This is a genomic window from Acetobacter pomorum (assembly GCF_002738225.1).
GTDB lineage: Bacteria > Pseudomonadota > Alphaproteobacteria > Acetobacterales > Acetobacteraceae > Acetobacter > Acetobacter pomorum.
On record NZ_PEBQ01000147.1, the window covers coordinates 30,400 to 46,100 of the forward strand.

Genomic DNA, 15,701 nt, shown 5'->3' on the forward strand with positions numbered 1-15,701 from the left:
AAGTCTGTTTCGGCTGGCGGCTTGGTAACGGTATTTTCAGCAATGGGCAGACATTTGCATGCACGAAAATTTTGAATGGAATGAGCAGACAGTTCTGCAAGGAACATGTGCGGCTATTGTAACGTATGGCAACCGCGTTCATTTGCTAACACAGGTTCTGGAGGGTGTTTTTAGCGCAGGTGCCGGGCATGCCGTGGTGGTCGATAACGGCACAGATGTGAATGTTGGGGCAGAAATTACCAGGTTGCCGGAAATATTTGGACCTGACCGGATGACCATTATACGCTTACCAACCAATACGGGCTCGGCTGGTGGTTTTCATGCTGCTATTCAGGCAGCAGCTTTGCGGAATAGTACGCAACATATCTGGGTGCTGGATGATGATAACAAGCCCGAACCAAATTCCTTAAAAGCGCTTTCTAAAACATGGATTGGAATGGGGGCAAACCCACAAATATGCCTGAGCAGTTTTAGAAAAGATAAGAGAACTTATAAAAAGCTTTTTAAAACACGAAAATTTCACGGAATTACAAAAAACTCATTTTTTGGTTTTTCCATGCAGACCTTGTTTCGCAAACAAAAAGCAAAGGTTTGGCAGGAAGATGGGTTGAAGTGTCTGCAAATGCAAATGTCAGCTTATGGTGGTTTCTGGTTTCATAAAAGCTGGATCCAAAAAATTGGTTTGCCAGATACACGGTTTTTTCTTTATTTTGATGATTATGATTTCACCCTCCGCATTACGGAAAACGGAGGGCAAATCTGGGCATGCCAGAACAGTGCATTAAAAGATCTTGAATTGTCTTGGCAAGTCAATGAATCAGCATTGCAGCATTGGTTATGTGAAGAAGAAGAACTTTCCAGAACTTATTTTTCTATTCGGAACCGCGTGTATATTGAACGTAAATTTGTTACGAATAAGGATATCTATAATTTCAATATTATTTTTTATTGTTTGGCAAAAATTGTTTTCAAAAATAGCCAAAGTATTTTCTATCATTTTCGCCATCCCTATTTGGCATTTAGAAGATGGAAATTGATTGCGCAGGCTATAAAAGCTGGCAAAGCAGCCGATTTTCAAACACCGCCTCCAGTCATTTGAAAACACGACCAGCTATTCCTAAAACCCGGTGTAATGAATGCCATATCACACCGGATTTTGGGGTCTTTTAAGTGCGCGGCTTTGTAGGATCTTTTAGCGTAACAATAAACGGCACATGGTCCGATGGGCGTGGCATCGCGCGTTCGTTTCTGTTTGGTGTCGCCGTTTGCAGCCGCTCTGCAAGACGTGGAGAAAGCAACATGTGGTCAATCCGCAGTCCACAATCCCGCTCCCATGCACGTGCCTGATAATCCCAGAAGGTATAGGCTGCGCCTGTTGGGTGTAGGGCGCGTAATGCATCTGTCAAGCCAAGCCATAATAGACGACGATACGCCGCCCGGCTTTGTGGGCGCACCAAGGCATCTTCTGGGCCAAGAGCTCCCGGAGCGCAATCTATGGGGGCAGGGCAGATATTGTAGTCACCTGCCAGAGCAAAATCTTTTTCTTCAGCCAGCAAGAGGCGTGCGTGAGCTGTGAGGGCGTTTAGGAATTCAAGCTTGGTGGCATAACCTTGCTCTCCGCCCGAATTGCCATTGGGCAGATACAGATTTCCCAACACAACGTCTTGAGTGCACACTTCCACATACCGTGCTGCCGGGTCTGAAAAACCGGGCAGGTGGTCGGTTGTTATGCTAAAATCTCCACGCACAAGAGTGGCAACGCCATTGTAGGATTTCTGCCCCACAACAGCACAGCCATACCCTGCATCCTCAAAGGCAGCTTTGGGAAACTGATCCGTTTCACACTTGATTTCCTGCATCATCAGTACATCAGGCTGTTCACGTTTCAGCCAGTCAAGCACCAGACCCAGACGTTGCCGAACAGAGTTTACATTCCACGTTGCGAGTTTCATGCCACAGAAAAGCTTGTACCACAGCCGCAGGAAGACGATGCATTGGGGTTGTTAACGGCAAAATGCGCACCCATCAGCTTGTCTGCAAAATCAAGCTCCGCTCCTGCAAGCAGATCCAAACTGGCAGGATCAACCACAACCAGCGCGCCGTTTCTTTCTATACGCGTGTCATCCTCTGCAATGTTGGCAGCCGGAATGAGCGTAAAAAGATACTGAAAGCCATTACAGCCTCCGGCTTCTACAGATACACGCATGGCAACCGGAGCAGGGTTTGCTGCTGTGGCTGCGGCCTGCTTTTTGGCAATCACGCTGGCAATGCGGTTTGCTGCAGACTCCGAAACAGAAAAAGGTGTGGGCTGTGTCATACCTGTTAAATAGCTTGCGCGCGCTCTGGTTTGAAGGGGCAAGGTGCATAGAATAGTCAACTTTATCGGAATATTCTAAAGTTCCGTTCGGATCACATACCGGCAACAGGCTGGTAAAGCCTTACAGCAAAGGAAACCGCAGGCGTGCCAGATACGACAGGATGCAGGGATCTGATGCCCTATGCCGTTCAACCAGGGGAGGGACGGGGCCGCCGTTTGTATAATGAGCCGGACTCTCTCACGCGTTCACCATGGCAGCGTGACCGGGATAGGGTTATCCATTCCTCCGGGTTTCGCCGCCTGCAATATAAAACGCAGGTTTTTGTGAACCACGAAGGCGACTTTTTTCGTACGCGCCTGACACATTCTTTGGAAGTGGCACAGGTTGCCCGTTCCATGGCCCGGTTTCTGAAGCTGGACGAAGACCTGACAGAAGCAGTGGCTCTGGCGCATGATCTGGGGCACACGCCTTTTGGGCATGCGGGAGAAGATGCCCTGGCCGCCCATATGCAGGACTGGGGCGGGTTTGACCATAATACACAGGCCCTCCGACAGGTTATGCTGAAGGAACGCCGGTATCTAGCGTTTGATGGGCTGAATCTGACATGGGAAACATTGGAAGGCCTAGCCAAACACAATGGTCCGGTCAAACGTCCGTCCGCACGGTTATTGGAGCTGGATGCGCTTTTCCCGCTGGAACTGTCTACATATGCTTCCGCCGAGGCGCAGGTGGCAGCATTGGCAGATGACATCGCCTATCATGGGCATGATCTGGACGATGGTGTAAAATCGGGCCTGCTTTCGCTGGATGATTTGGTGGATGTCCCCGTGGTGGGGGAAGAGCTGTTTGAGGTGCGCAAGGCGGCGGCTGATCTTCCTTCTCAGGATAGCCGCACTTTGCAGCGTATCCGGCATGAAATGGTGCGCCGCGTTATTCATAAACTGGTGACGGATGTATTGGTCTGCACGCGTGAACGCTTGCAGGATCTGGCCCCGCGCCATGTGGAAGATATACGCGCGGCATCCAGCCCCGTTGTGGCGTTTCATGAACCCATGGCGCAGGCCAATAAAGGGATACGCAAATTTCTGTTTGCGCATTTATATCGGCATTGGCGTGTCAACCGCATGACGCACAAGGCCCGGCACGTTACGGCAGAGCTTTTTGATACGCTTACGGAGTCGCCCTCTTTGTTGCCGGCAGAGTGGCAGCGTGAGGCAGAGGGGAAAGATGCCACAGGGTTGCGGCGTGTCGTGGCGGATTATGTGGCTTCCATGACAGATCGCTACGCCATGGAAGAACATAGACGGTTGACGGACCTGTCTGTTGCAGGCTGATAAACGCGTTTCCAGCGCTTTTTTACTATTACGGGGTTGAGTGTTTTATGTCTGACTGTGTGTTTCAGCGTTACCGTCAATACGTTCTGGCCAGCGTGCAGGAACTGTTACCTGATGTGCCGGAAGAAACGCTGGCGCGTGTGGAACTGACTCCAACGCGAGACCCTGCGCATGGAGATATGGCAACCAATGCCGCCCTGTTGCTGGCCAAGGTGGCACGGCGCAAACCGGCAGATATTGCGGCTGATCTGGTTTCAGCCTTGCAGAAGGTGGAAGGTGTTGCCTCTGTAGCGGCCGCAGGGCCGGGCTTTGTAAACATTACGCTTAAGCCCGATGTCATGCGCAGTGTTCTGCCTGTGGTATTGCACGCGGGTGAAGGCTATGGGGCATCTCAGGCAGGCAAAGGGTTGCGGGTGAATGTGGAATATGTTTCCGCCAACCCCACTGGCCCCATGCATGTTGGCCATTGCCGTGGTGCCGTGGTGGGGGATGCTCTTGCCAATCTAATGGCCAAGGCAGGTTTTGCCGTAACCAAGGAATTTTATATCAACGATGCCGGTGCACAGGTAAAGGCACTGGCATGGGCAACTTACTGGCGTTACCTGCAAGCGCTGGGCACTAAAATGACGCAGGATGATTTTTCTGCTCTGGCGCCCGGTGGTCTGCAATATCAAGGGGAATACCTTATTCCCGTAGGGATGGAGCTGGCAGCGGAATACGGGAACAAGCTGACAGAAACCGATGCCGATGGTGCACCTTTGCCAGCGCCAGAAGCCACATGGCTGGAAACCGTACGTGGTTTTGCCGTGGCGCATATGCTCAATGCCATTAAGGAAGACTTGGCAGCCCTTGGTGTGCATCATGATGTGTTTACATCAGAGGCGGAAGTACTACGCCGTGGCGTAACAGATGCAGCTATCAGCAAGCTGGAACAGCAGGGCCTGTTGTATGAGGGCGTTCTGGAACCGCCCAAAGGCAAGCTGCCGGAAGATTGGGAAGAGCGTGAGCAGCTTCTGTTCCGTTCCACTCAGTTTGGGGATGATGTTGACCGTCCGCTCCGCAAGTCTGACGGCACCAATACCTACTTCGCCAATGATATCGGCTATCATGCGGACAAGGTGGCCCGTGGCGCACAAATGATGATTGATGTCTGGGGTGCGGATCATGGTGGTTACGTCAAACGCATGAAAGCCGCCGTTAAGGCCATTACGGGCGGTACGGTGCCGCTTGAAGTGGTGCTGTGCCAGATTGTGCATATTCTGCGTGATGGACAGCCCGTTAAAATGTCCAAACGGGCTGGCACGTTTGTCACCCTGCGTGATCTGATTGATGAAGTCGGGCGGGATGCGGTGCGCTTTACCATGCTGACCCGCAAGAGCGATGCTCAGATGGAGTTCGATCTTGATCTGGTTGTTGCGCAGCAGCGTGATAACCCGGTCTTTTATGTGCAGTATGCTCATGCGCGCTGCCGCTCCGTGTTGCGGGCCGCAGCTGAAGCTGGGGTGTATGGTGATACGGATGATGTCGCTCTGGCCTCGGCATCGCTCGAATCTCTGACGTCTGATGCAGAAATGGCGCTTATCCGCCGTCTGGCAGAATGGCCACGTATGGTGGAAGCCGCAGCACTTGCACGGGAACCTCATCGTGTGGCCTTCTATCTTGCTGATGTGGCGGGTGGCTTTCATGCTCTTTGGAATCGTGGCCGGGATGATGCTTCTTTGCGCTTCCTCCAGCCTGATGCCGTAGAGGCCACCCGTGCGCGTCTTGCTCTTGTTGCAGCTACAGCGGTGGTTATCCGTTCTGGTCTTGCAGTCATGGGTGTGGAACCCGTGGAGGAAATGCGCTGATGAGTGATGAAGACCGCCCCAAATTTTCAGCGGATGACAGGATCAGCCGTGCGCGTGAGCGTATGAGCATGGATTATGAAGATCCGGCCCCTACGCGGCCCACGGCAGCAGGTGACCGCCCAACCGAGAATGTGCTGACCCGCTTTTTAAGCAGTGATACGGGCACACGGCGTCTGGTTTATGGCGCCGCTGGTTTGGGTGGTTTGTTGGTGCTGGGTATTGGTGGCTGGGCGCTGATGGGGCACCATCAGCATGGTATTCCTATTATGGGGCCGCCGCCGGTTTCCATGCGTACAAAGCCGGTTGATCCGGGTGGGATGCAGCTTGATTCTGTTGCCATGCCGGATGAGGAAGCCGATGCAAAGGCACACCCTGTTCCGGCACCGGAAAAACCTAATCCGGAAGCGCTGGCAGCCCAATACGGTACGCAGGGAGGTAGTGATTCTGGTAAGCCGGAGGAGGCATCTGCTCCGGCAGCTGGGGCTGAAGGCGCAGGGCAGGGGGCAGAGCAACAAACTGCTGCGGCACCTTCGGCTAGTAATCAAAATACGTCTGCGCAGGAAGAAACTGAATCTTCTACAGGGGTAGATGAAGGTGATACCGCTGCTGCTGCGCAATCATCGGAAAGCGAGCAGAAGCCAAAACCGGCAACGCCAGCCCCGGCCCCGGTCAAGGATACTGCCGCGGCAAGTAAGGCTGCACCAGCAGATACAAAAACATCCACTGTGCCACATGGTGGCGTAGAGGGTGGAAAGTATCAGGTGCAATTGGCAGCGGTGCAAACTGAAGATGAAGCGCGTAAGGAATGGTCACGCCTTAAATCTCGGTATCCCACATTGTTTGGAGAAAGCACACCATCCTTTGTGCGGACAGAGCAGAATAATGCCACTTTCTACCGCCTGCGCGTAAAGGGCTTTGCTTCTGTGGCAACTGCGCGTGAATTCTGTTCAGCCGTGCGTGAACGCGGCATGGCGTGCATGGTGGTGCGGCCGTAGGCTGCAACTGGTTGGTCTGGCAGAATGGAAGCAGGACATACACGGGCAGATGTTGAAACGGCACCAAGCCCTGTAGAGGCAACTGGCACGCTTTTTGCGCAGGCTGATACACAGGCAGAACAGGTGCCGCGTGTGCCACTTCTGCGCTTGGACGGGTTTGAAGGTCCTATGGACCTTCTGCTTGATCTGGCCCGCGCGCAAAAGGTGGATCTGGCCCGTATTTCCATCTTGCAACTGGTGGAGCAATATCTTGCTGTGGTGGAAAATGCCCGCCGGGTTAGGTTGGAACTGGCTGCGGATTGGCTGGTTATGGCAGCATGGCTGGCGTGGCTTAAATCTCGCCTGCTCCTTCCCCCGGATGATGAGCTTGCAGTAGAGGGTGAAGAAGCCGCAGAGCTGCTGCAGGAACGGTTGATAGAACTTGCCTGTATGGGTGAGCTGGCGCGTTGGCTGGATGAGCGGCCAAGGTTGGGGCGGGATGTTTTTGCCCGAGGCGTGGCAGAGGATCTGGTAGAAATAGACCGTTCGGGTCTGGCATTGGATATGCCGCAGCTTATGCGGGCCTATATGGCGGCTATGCGCCGTAATGCGCGCAAGCGTATTTATGCCCCACGTACCTTACGGTTCTGGACTGTGCAGGATGCCTTAAGCCGATTGACACGTTTGCTGGGTGAAACGCCGCCCGGTTGGAGCAGTCTGGATGCGTTTTTACCAGATGTACTGCCCGAACAGGCAGAAGGGGCAGATGCTATGCGTCAACGCCGCGCTGCTGTGGCGGGCACGCTTATTGCAGGGCTGGAATTGGCAAAAAGTGGCAGGCTTGAATTGCGGCAGGAAGAGGTTTTTGGCCAGATCATGTTACGCCCGCATGAAGAAATGCAAGAGCTGGGCAATGATGGTGCACAAAATTCATGACCAGTAACATGGAAGAAAACACGGTTTCAGAAGAGGCCATTCGGCTGGCCGAAGCACTTATTTTTGCATCTACCGAACCTGTAAGTGCACGCAGGTTGGCGGAGCTGCTGGAATTGCGCCAGCTTGTGCCAGATGGTGTGGATAATTTGGCAGCGTTTGTTACGGCTGTTTTGCAAGCACTTGTACAGCGTTATGAAGGCCGTGGCGTAATGCCTGTTGAAATAGCCGGAGGGTGGCAGTTTCGGACAGCTCCAGATCTTGCGCCTGCTCTTACACGTGTGCTTGAGCGGCCGCGTCGTTTTTCTCGCGCGGTGATGGAAACACTGGCTATTATTGCGTATCACCAACCTTGTACACGTGTGCAGATAGAAGAAATACGCGGCGTAAGCCTTGGCCAGAACGTGCTGGATACATTAATAGAAGCCGCTCTTATTATGCCAAAAGGGCGCAAGGAAGTGCCGGGGCGGCCTGTATTGTGGGGCACAACGCAAGATTTTTTGCGCCATTTCAGCCTACGATCTTTGGCGGATCTGCCGCGCAGGGAAGAACTGTTGGTGGAAGTGCCTGAAAATACCGGTGCAATGGGGCGGCCACAAACCGAAATTACTTTTGCCCAACCAGATCACGCTACATTACCAGATAGCCCCGCACAGACCAATGTTGGCTTGGATGCTGAAGCAGAAAGCACAAAACCGCATGTTTCCGGGCCAGAAGGGTCATGATAGATACTCCGCATCATAGAATTGTATGGGGGTGTTTGCTTTCCCTGTGCGGTGCGTGCAGCAACGGAACTGTTCATGTTTGATTTTGCCTGGTCTGAAATCGCGCTGATTGGCGCCGTGGCTCTGGTTGTTATCGGGCCAAAGGATTTGCCAGTGGCCATTCGTGGGCTGGCAGGTGCTTTGAAAAAGGCACGTAAACTGGCAGGAGAGTTTCAGTCTCACGTTGATGAGATGGTACGTGAGGCTGATCTGACAGAAGTGCGTGATCAGGTCCGGGATCTCAAAAATCTCAATGTACGTAATCGGATCATGAAGGCTATTGATTCTGATGGTACGCTAAGCAGTTCTTTTGCTCCTCCACCACAGATTGCTGAACAGCATATTCCCGCAGGCCCTCGTGCACTGGATATGCCCGCTTCCAGCACGCAAAGTACAACCAGTATTCCACCATACGTACCCAGCACATACGAACCTGTGGTAACGGATGATGATATTGCCAGTGCTCCGCCAGAATTGCCGCCCAATATTGTGCGCCGCATTTTAAAGGAGCAGGAACGCTTGCATCCACCAGCCTTTTTGCCGCCTGTGCGGGTTATGCATGCAGGCCGAAGTGTGGCGCCGGGTGAAAGATTGGGGCGTGTGTCTGCTGGCCCAAACCGGCCAGCGTGGCATCAGGATGCGGATATACAGCTAGATCAGCCAAAAGGGGCTGAGCCAGAACAGCAAATACTGGATCATCAACCATGAACGAGCATGAAACCGTCGGGGAAGATCCTATTCACGATCAGCCAATGCCGCTGATTGAACATTTGTTGGAATTGCGCCGGCGTTTGTTATGGGCAGGGGCGGCGTTTATTCTGTGTTTTGCGCTCTGTTACCATTATGCAGGCGATATTTATCTGTTTCTGGCGCGCCCATTGGGTGAGATTATGCGCCAGCAGGGTGAACAGCCACACCTGATTTATACGGCACTGTATGAGGCATTTTTCACTTATATTCGGGTGGCGTTTTTTGGGGCAGCTTTTTTGTCCTTCCCCGTTGTGGCCATGCAGGCGTGGATTTTTATAGCCCCCGGTCTTTACCGATCAGAAAAACGGGCCTTTGCACCCTTTTTAATTGCAACGCCCATTCTGTTTCTGGTGGGGGCGTCACTGGCCTATTATTTCATTTTTCCCATCGCATGGCGTTTCTTTCTGTCTTTCCAGACAGCAGGTGCGGGGCATGATGGTGTGCAGATTGAACTGCAGGCCAAGGTTTCCGAATATCTTTCCTTGGTCATGAAGTTGATCATGGCTTTTGGTGTAGCGTTTGAACTGCCGGTTGTGCTGACGCTTTTGGCACGGGTGGGGATTGTTACAGCAGATATGCTCCGCCGTTTCCGCCGCTATGCCATTGTGGGGGCTTTTGTTATTGCCGCCATTCTCATGCCGCCAGATGTTATCACCCAGATCGGTCTGGCCGTGCCATTGGTGCTGCTTTACGAAATTTCCATTATCTGCGCGCGTTTGGTTGAACCCAAGTGGAAGGCCAGCCAAGCAGAAAATACATCCAACACCCAGCAGGAGGTTCCCTGACCCATGCATGACATTCGCGCCCTGCGGGCTGATCCCGCTGCTTTTGATGCTGATCTTGCCCGCCGCGGAATTGAACCTGTTTCGGCCAAGTTGCTGGCATGGGATGAAGAACGCCGCCAGGCCCAAACTGTATTGCAGGAAAAACAGGGGCGCCGCAAAGCGCTGGCGCGTGAAATAGGAACACTGAAGCGCAGCGGGGGTGATAGTAGCGATCTGGAAGCCGAAGGTTTGGCCCTGCGCGCAGAAATGGAAGCACTGGAAGAAGAGGTAGACGCACTGGGGCGTGAAAGCACAGCACTTTTGGCCAATCTGCCCAACCGTTTAGATGCCACGGTGCCAGATGGCCCGGATGAAAGCGCCAACGTGGTGCAGCATGAATGGGGCACAAAACCTACCTTTACGTTTACACCCAAACAGCATTTTGAGCTGGGTGAAATGCTGAAGCAGATGGATTTTGCAACAGCTGCCAAGCTTTCTGGTTCGCGCTTTGTGGTGCTGCGTGGCAGTATTGCGCGTCTGGCGCGTGCTCTGGGCCAGTTTATGCTGGATTTACACGTAACAGAGCATGGCTATACGGAAACGCAAGTGCCCGTCATGGTGAATGATGATGCCATGTACGGAACAGACAAGCTGCCAAAATTTGCAGATCAATCCTTTCGTACGGAAGATGGCCGTTGGCTTATCCCCACAGCAGAGGTGCCGCTTACAGCTTCTGTATCTGGCGATATTCTGGAGGCTTTAGCACTGCCGCTGCGTATGACCGCACTCAGCCAGTGTTTCCGGAGTGAGGCCGGGGCAGCCGGGCGCGATGTGCGCGGGATGCTTCGCCAGCATCAGTTTGAAAAAGTGGAAATGGTTTCTGTTACCATACCAGAAGAAAGCGATGCCGAGCACGAACGTATGACACGCTGTGCGGAAAAGGTTCTGGAGGAGCTGAATATTCCGTATCGTCGTGTGCTGCTATGTGCTGGAGATACTGGGTTTGGCGCCGCAAAAACCTTTGATCTGGAAGCATGGCTTCCGGGGCAGGATGCGTGGCGGGAAATTTCTTCATGCTCCAACACGCGGGATTTTCAGGCCCGCCGCATGAATGCCCGTTATCGCCCTCAGGCAGGGGCCGCACCAGCTTTTGTGCATACGCTCAATGGTTCTGGTCTTGCTGTTGGCCGCACTCTGATTGCAGTAATGGAAAATTATCAGAACGAAGATGGTTCCATTACCGTGCCGGATGTTTTGCGCCCGTATATGGGAAAAATTGAAAAAATCAGCTAAGGTAAATTACAGATACAATGGTTTCCAAACCTTTCCTATACTTGGCAATAGCCATTGTATCTGAAGTTATCGGCACATCTTTGCTGACCGCTTCTCATGGGTTTGCCCGCTGGGGGTACGCAGTTGCCAGCCTGGCCGCTTATGGATGTGCCTTCTATTTTCTATCCATTCCGCTCAAAACCATTCCAACTGGCGTTGTTTATGCCATCTGGAGCGGGATTGGTATTGTGCTTGTTTCTGCTATTGGGGCACTGTTTTTTAAACAGATTCTGGATACTCCAGCCCTTATAGGCATTGGCCTGATTATGGTTGGAGTGTTGGTGATCAATCTGTTCTCAGGCTCCATGCCCCATTAGTGTGTGGCACGAATGGTTTTAATAACCAGCCCCGGCGTAAGCACTTGCGGCAATGTGACTGGTGTGCCGTTAGCCGGAATAAACAGGTAAAAAGGCACACCATCGCGCCCATGCTGGCGCAGGAACGCGGTAATGGTGGCATCGTGCGTTGTCCAGTCTCCACGCAATAGTGTGACATTTTGGGCTTTGAACGCGTTGCGTACTTCTGGCACATCCAATGCCACACGCTCGTTTACCAAACAGGTAATGCACCATGCGGCTGTCATATCTATAAATACGCTTTTGCCGTTGGCCTGCAGGGTTTGCAGCCGTGTGTTGGAAAAGGCTTCCACACCTTCGGGCAAGGTCATACCTTGTGCTGAAGAAGGCGCTACAGCCTGTTGGCGTAATGCAGGCAGCAGGCCCAATGTGCCAAGTAATGCCAATAATGCCAGCCCGTGCAGGGCAAAGCGTTTGCGATCAGACCATATGTTCTGGTGTGTTTGGGTCAGCCCATGTATCCAGGCAGCCAATCCCAGAAGCACCATGCCGGATCCGAGAAGAGCAACTATGAAGGCACCGCCTTCCAGCGTGGCCACCCAAAGCAACCATACGCAAGATGCCAGTAAGGGAAATGCCAGAAACTGGCGCAAATAGACCATCCATGCGCCAGGGCGCGGCAGCATGCGGCTGCAGGATGGACAGATTGCTATAAGCAGATAAGGCAAGGCCAACCCCAGACCGAGCGCTGCAAATACGGTAAGCCCGGCAAGAGGTGGACCAGAAAGGGCCCCTGCAATGGCTACCCCCATAAAAGGTGCAGTACAGGGAGAGGCCACAATAACAGCCAGCACGCCTGTTAAAACATCATTCCATAAGTTGTGGCGTGTATGGGGCGTACTGTTGATAGAGACAGCAGAAAACGCAAACACGCCCAGAAGGTTCAGGGCCATAGCAAAAAGCAGCCAGCAGATCATTCCAACAAATAGGGGAGACTGAAATTGGAAGCCCCAGCCTGTTGCTGCACCACTCAGGCGTGCTGCCATCATGATTGCGCCCAGTAGGGTAAAACTGCTGATCACCCCACTAGCATAACAAACGGCACTGAGAATCTGCTCGCGCCTTGCTGCATGGCCCAGCCGGGTAACTGCCAGAGCTTTCATGGCCAGAATTGGAAAAACGCACGGCATCAGGTTCAGGATAAGGCCGCCAATAAAGGCAAACAGCATTTGCCGTATAAAGCCGGTAGATGCAGGGAAGGTATTTTCTGCTGTATCGGTAGGTGTGCCGGGGCTCGCGTTAATTTGCAAAGCACGTTCCGTACCAGCTTTATCTTTTAAAACTACAATCCCGGCCAAGGATTGAAGGGCGGAAAAATTAGCAGCAGGTTTCAGGTGCAATGTTACAGAGCCGTTTCGGATAACGGGTTTTTGTGCTGCGGCCTCGGCAATCTTTCCTTGTTGTTCTGGCATGAACCACGCATCGGTAATGGATGTAGGGCTCAGATCTTTGCCTGTCAGCTGTAAAAGGCCATCGGGGGAAAAAATTGCTGTGTAAGGTGAGGGCACAGCCATATGTTGTGATATTTGCTCAAATAAAGGAGCTTGGACTGAAGGCTGCGGCATACCTTTGTTTAATGTAAGCGCAAGATCAGCTTCTTCTGGCACACATACATGCTCACATACCAGCCAGCTTGCGTGTGCCGTGATGTTCACTTTGTCTGCATTTTGGTCTGCCGGGTGGAGCTGAAGCTCCAAAGGCAGAATAACATCGCCAGTATAAGCGTAAGACATTAGGGAAGAATCGCGAATGCGCTGGGGTACGGGCCAGTGGATAGCCTGCGTGCTGCCTTGCAATGCTCCATCAGCCTTTATGGTGATGGCTGGTGGGTCTCCCGCATCTCCTGGATTTTGCCAGTATGTGTGCCAACCGTTCTGAAGCTGTAGGCGCAAGGCAATGTGTAAGGGGCTATTGTTATCAGCGGTATCAGATGCGGTTATCAGGCTTGCTATGCTGTGGCCGGTTTTGATCGGCGTGCTTTCTGCCGCGAATGCTGCGGACTGAGCAAGCGTAAATGCCACAGCCAGAATAGCGAAAGAGTTTGAAAGCCAGCCACTAAAGCGATGTTGAAAGCATTTTGCCCGCAGTGTTGCAGGAAAATGGTGCAGGCCAGAAGCGAAAGGACGCGATAAGGGCATAACAGGCAAACTCATGGTGCATTCTGCGATAGGAAGCGCGCAGCATAAGCCAAACTTGCCTGTAATTGTAATGTGATATTGTTGAAAACAACCGATGAAGAAAAGGCAGTTAATGGTCTGCCAGAAGATCAGCGTCAGGTTGCAGTACAAACAGACGTGAACAATAAGGGCACACGGTTTGATGTCCACCAATTTTCAGCCATACCCGTGGGTGCCCAAGTTGGCCCAAGCCGCCATTGCAGGCAATTTTGCGTTTGTCCACCATAATGGTTTCAACATGCCCCAGTTTAGGGTGCGGCACAGGGTTGGCAGGTTGTATCAACATAGGTGCGGTATTTCCTTTTTGCTATGATGGCCAAATGAAAGACATGTGCTGACTGTGTGTATGATAGCTGTTTGGGCTATGGTTTTGCACCTTTCTTATCTTCCCATGCGCGTGAGCATGTATGGCCGGTACGGCTGTGCGCTACTGGTTATGTTTTTAAGCCTGACAGGATGCAGTATGAAACTTCCTGATCCTCCCAAGCCTCCACCACGTTTTGCTGCGGCAGCCCGGCTGGTTCCGCCCGACCGTATGTTCACGTTGTCTGATGGTGCATCTATTCCCGCACGTATATGGAAGGCGCAAGGGCAGGCAAAAGCCATATTGCTTGCGTTGCATGGGTTTAATGATAGCCGCGATGCGTGGGAGCAACCCGCACCCTTTTTTGCTCAACATGGCATAACCGTAGTGGCGCCGGATCAACGCGGGTTTGGAGAGGCCCCAGACCGTGGAGAATGGGCAGGGGCTGAGCGTATGGTGCAGGACGTGCGGGAGGAAATCACCATACTTCAGCATGAAAACCCACAGATACCGCTTTATCTGACAGGAGAAAGTATGGGGGGCGCCATTCTGATGCTTCTTATGTCTGCTCCAGATGCGCCATCTGTGGCGGGTACGTTGCTCTTGGCGCCTGCAGTGTGGAATCTGGGGCTTGGGGCGGATATTCCTCTGGATATTCTGGCAACACTTTTTCCGCATCATTTGGTAACGGGGCGGGAACTGCCAGTGCATGTGGTGGCAAGTGATAATCCGGCAGCCCTTTTACGCCTTTATTTTGATCCACTTACCCTGCGTGCCACACAGCTTGAAGCCTTGCGGGGGCTGGTGGATTTGATGAAACAAGCCGCAGCAACAGCCCCACGTATAAAAGGGGAATTGCTTTGTGTGTATGGAGACAAAGACCAGCTTGTGCCGGCGACAGCAATGGCCAAAGTATGGGAAACCTTGCCAAAAGGCACTCGGTTGGATCTGATTTCTGGCGGACACCATTTGTTGCTGAGAGATCGGAATGGCAAACAGGTAACGCAGGATATGCTGGCTTGGATTACCCAACCTGATAATTTTTTACCATCAGGTGGAGATGTGGCCGCCAGTGCGTGGCAGGCACAAAACCCGGCCAAGCCGGAGGGAAAGTGGTTTCCTGCCACGTGGTTAGACGGTTTGGTGCGTTAAACATATCCATCCAGAGCAGTAAGACTGAAATAAGAAGCAAAATCTATCTGCGGGAAGTTATCAGGATAATGCAGATAGAGGCTTGGCAAGTGCCCCTAAATTGCGTTAGGGAAGGCGCACGGACCCGTAGCTCAGCTGGATAGAGCGTTGCCCTCCGAAGGCAAAGGTCGCGCGTTCGAATCGCGCCGGGTCCACCATAATGATCATTTTTTGCGTCGGTAATGATCTTTTGCATCTTCCAACAAGCTACGTAGACTTGCTTTGGGTGACGCAATAAATCCTATAAAGCCTAAAAATACAGTAATACCTGCGCCACTCCCCAAGTTGGCTCTTGTTTGCGATGAAGATGCTGGCTGGGTTGCCTGATGTCTATTGGGACTATCCTTTTTAGATTCAGGCATATGGCAGGTTCTTTCTGGTTGTGAGTGTCTGAACACCAAATATGTAGAGCCGTGAATAGGGCTGAAAAGCCATTATTCCATAGGAACGGCCAGAACATGCAGATATGTGCATATTTTTTCCACACCAGATGCTTCTGATGCGGAAATGGGTAAATGTGTTTGTTTGAGTTTGTTGAGAAAATCCTGAGTTTGTTGCGTGCGTGTTGGGCTGCCCATGGCCCAGATTCGACGCGGAAATCTCACAGATGGAGTAATTTTGGATCATTTTCTGGTTGTTCAGGACTTCCTATACGTC

Annotated in this window: 16 protein-coding genes and 1 tRNA gene; 12 read left to right on the plus strand and 5 right to left on the minus strand. The window is 52.3% G+C overall.

Going from position 1 to position 15,701, the window contains the following annotated elements; all coding sequences use genetic code 11:
* The first annotated feature begins 58 nt into the window (after positions 1-58).
* Positions 59-1,099, plus strand: a complete 1,041-nt coding sequence (locus CSR02_RS12135; RefSeq protein ID WP_244176979.1) for a glycosyltransferase — start codon at positions 59-61, stop codon at positions 1,097-1,099.
* A gap of 67 nt (positions 1,100-1,166) precedes the next feature.
* Here CSR02_RS12135 and xth read toward each other — a convergent pair whose 3' ends face one another.
* Together xth and CSR02_RS12145 are read right to left on the minus strand one after the other, a co-directional pair.
* Positions 1,167-1,952: an exodeoxyribonuclease III gene (gene xth / locus CSR02_RS12140; protein ID WP_099541803.1), complete on the minus strand. Its 786-nt coding sequence runs from the start codon at positions 1,950-1,952 to the stop codon at positions 1,167-1,169.
* Positions 1,949-2,317, minus strand: a complete 369-nt coding sequence (locus CSR02_RS12145) for a HesB/IscA family protein (protein ID WP_099541804.1) — start codon at positions 2,315-2,317, stop codon at positions 1,949-1,951. Before CSR02_RS12145 ends, xth begins: the two co-directional genes overlap by 4 nt.
* A 174-nt stretch (positions 2,318-2,491) precedes the next feature.
* Here CSR02_RS12145 and CSR02_RS12150 point away from each other — a divergent pair, with 174 nt between their 5' ends.
* The 9 genes from CSR02_RS12150 to CSR02_RS12190 all read left to right on the plus strand — a co-directional run bounded on the left by CSR02_RS12150 (position 2,492) and on the right by CSR02_RS12190 (position 11,333).
* Positions 2,492-3,652 (plus strand): deoxyguanosinetriphosphate triphosphohydrolase, encoded by a 1,161-nt coding sequence (locus tag CSR02_RS12150; RefSeq protein WP_099541805.1) that lies wholly within the window; start codon positions 2,492-2,494, stop codon positions 3,650-3,652.
* Positions 3,653-3,699: 47 nt separating this feature from the next.
* Positions 3,700-5,499: an arginine--tRNA ligase gene (gene argS / locus CSR02_RS12155; RefSeq protein ID WP_099541806.1), complete on the plus strand. Its 1,800-nt coding sequence runs from the start codon at positions 3,700-3,702 to the stop codon at positions 5,497-5,499.
* Positions 5,499-6,494: an SPOR domain-containing protein gene (locus CSR02_RS12160; RefSeq protein ID WP_099541807.1), complete on the plus strand. Its 996-nt coding sequence runs from the start codon at positions 5,499-5,501 to the stop codon at positions 6,492-6,494. The genes argS and CSR02_RS12160 overlap by 1 nt, the downstream gene beginning before the upstream one ends.
* A 24-nt stretch (positions 6,495-6,518) precedes the next feature.
* A complete protein-coding gene (locus CSR02_RS12165; protein ID WP_099541808.1) occupies positions 6,519-7,409 on the plus strand; it encodes a segregation and condensation protein A in 891 nt (296 codons plus the stop codon).
* Complete coding sequence (gene scpB / locus CSR02_RS12170; RefSeq protein WP_099541809.1) at positions 7,406-8,131, plus strand: SMC-Scp complex subunit ScpB; 726 nt, start codon at positions 7,406-7,408, stop codon at positions 8,129-8,131. The genes CSR02_RS12165 and scpB overlap by 4 nt, the downstream gene beginning before the upstream one ends.
* A 75-nt stretch (positions 8,132-8,206) precedes the next feature.
* Complete coding sequence (tatB, locus tag CSR02_RS12175) at positions 8,207-8,878, plus strand: Sec-independent protein translocase protein TatB (protein ID WP_099541822.1); 672 nt, start codon at positions 8,207-8,209, stop codon at positions 8,876-8,878.
* The gene (gene tatC / locus CSR02_RS12180) at positions 8,875-9,705 is read left to right on the plus strand and encodes a twin-arginine translocase subunit TatC (protein WP_099541810.1); all 831 of its coding nucleotides are present in this window, start codon (positions 8,875-8,877) and stop codon (positions 9,703-9,705) included. The genes tatB and tatC overlap by 4 nt, the downstream gene beginning before the upstream one ends.
* Before the next feature lie 3 nt (positions 9,706-9,708).
* Complete coding sequence (serS, locus tag CSR02_RS12185; protein ID WP_099541811.1) at positions 9,709-10,977, plus strand: serine--tRNA ligase; 1,269 nt, start codon at positions 9,709-9,711, stop codon at positions 10,975-10,977.
* Between the two features lie 17 nt (positions 10,978-10,994).
* Positions 10,995-11,333, plus strand: a complete 339-nt coding sequence (locus CSR02_RS12190; protein WP_099541812.1) for a DMT family transporter — start codon at positions 10,995-10,997, stop codon at positions 11,331-11,333.
* Here CSR02_RS12190 and CSR02_RS12195 read toward each other — a convergent pair.
* Both CSR02_RS12195 and CSR02_RS12200 read right to left on the minus strand, forming a co-directional pair.
* Complete coding sequence (locus CSR02_RS12195) at positions 11,330-13,525, minus strand: protein-disulfide reductase DsbD family protein (RefSeq protein ID WP_099541813.1); 2,196 nt, start codon at positions 13,523-13,525, stop codon at positions 11,330-11,332. The two genes, CSR02_RS12190 and CSR02_RS12195, sit on opposite strands and share 4 nt — an antisense overlap.
* Positions 13,526-13,619: 94 nt before the next feature.
* Positions 13,620-13,835, minus strand: a complete 216-nt coding sequence (locus CSR02_RS12200) for a zinc-finger domain-containing protein (protein ID WP_099541814.1) — start codon at positions 13,833-13,835, stop codon at positions 13,620-13,622.
* A 60-nt stretch (positions 13,836-13,895) separates the two neighbouring features.
* On the opposite strand from CSR02_RS12200, the gene CSR02_RS12205 reads away from it, so the two are divergent.
* Together CSR02_RS12205 and CSR02_RS12210 are read left to right on the plus strand one after the other, a co-directional pair.
* Positions 13,896-15,005 carry an alpha/beta fold hydrolase gene (locus tag CSR02_RS12205; protein ID WP_099541815.1) on the plus strand — a complete coding sequence of 370 codons (1,110 nt, stop codon included), beginning with the start codon at positions 13,896-13,898 and terminating at the stop codon, positions 15,003-15,005.
* A 120-nt stretch (positions 15,006-15,125) separates the two neighbouring features.
* A tRNA-Arg gene (locus CSR02_RS12210) sits at positions 15,126-15,202 on the plus strand.
* A 6-nt stretch (positions 15,203-15,208) separates the two neighbouring features.
* Here CSR02_RS12210 and CSR02_RS12215 read toward each other — a convergent pair.
* Positions 15,209-15,406 (minus strand): hypothetical protein, encoded by a 198-nt coding sequence (locus CSR02_RS12215; RefSeq protein ID WP_099541816.1) that lies wholly within the window; start codon positions 15,404-15,406, stop codon positions 15,209-15,211.
* Between the last annotated feature and the right edge of the window lie 295 nt (positions 15,407-15,701).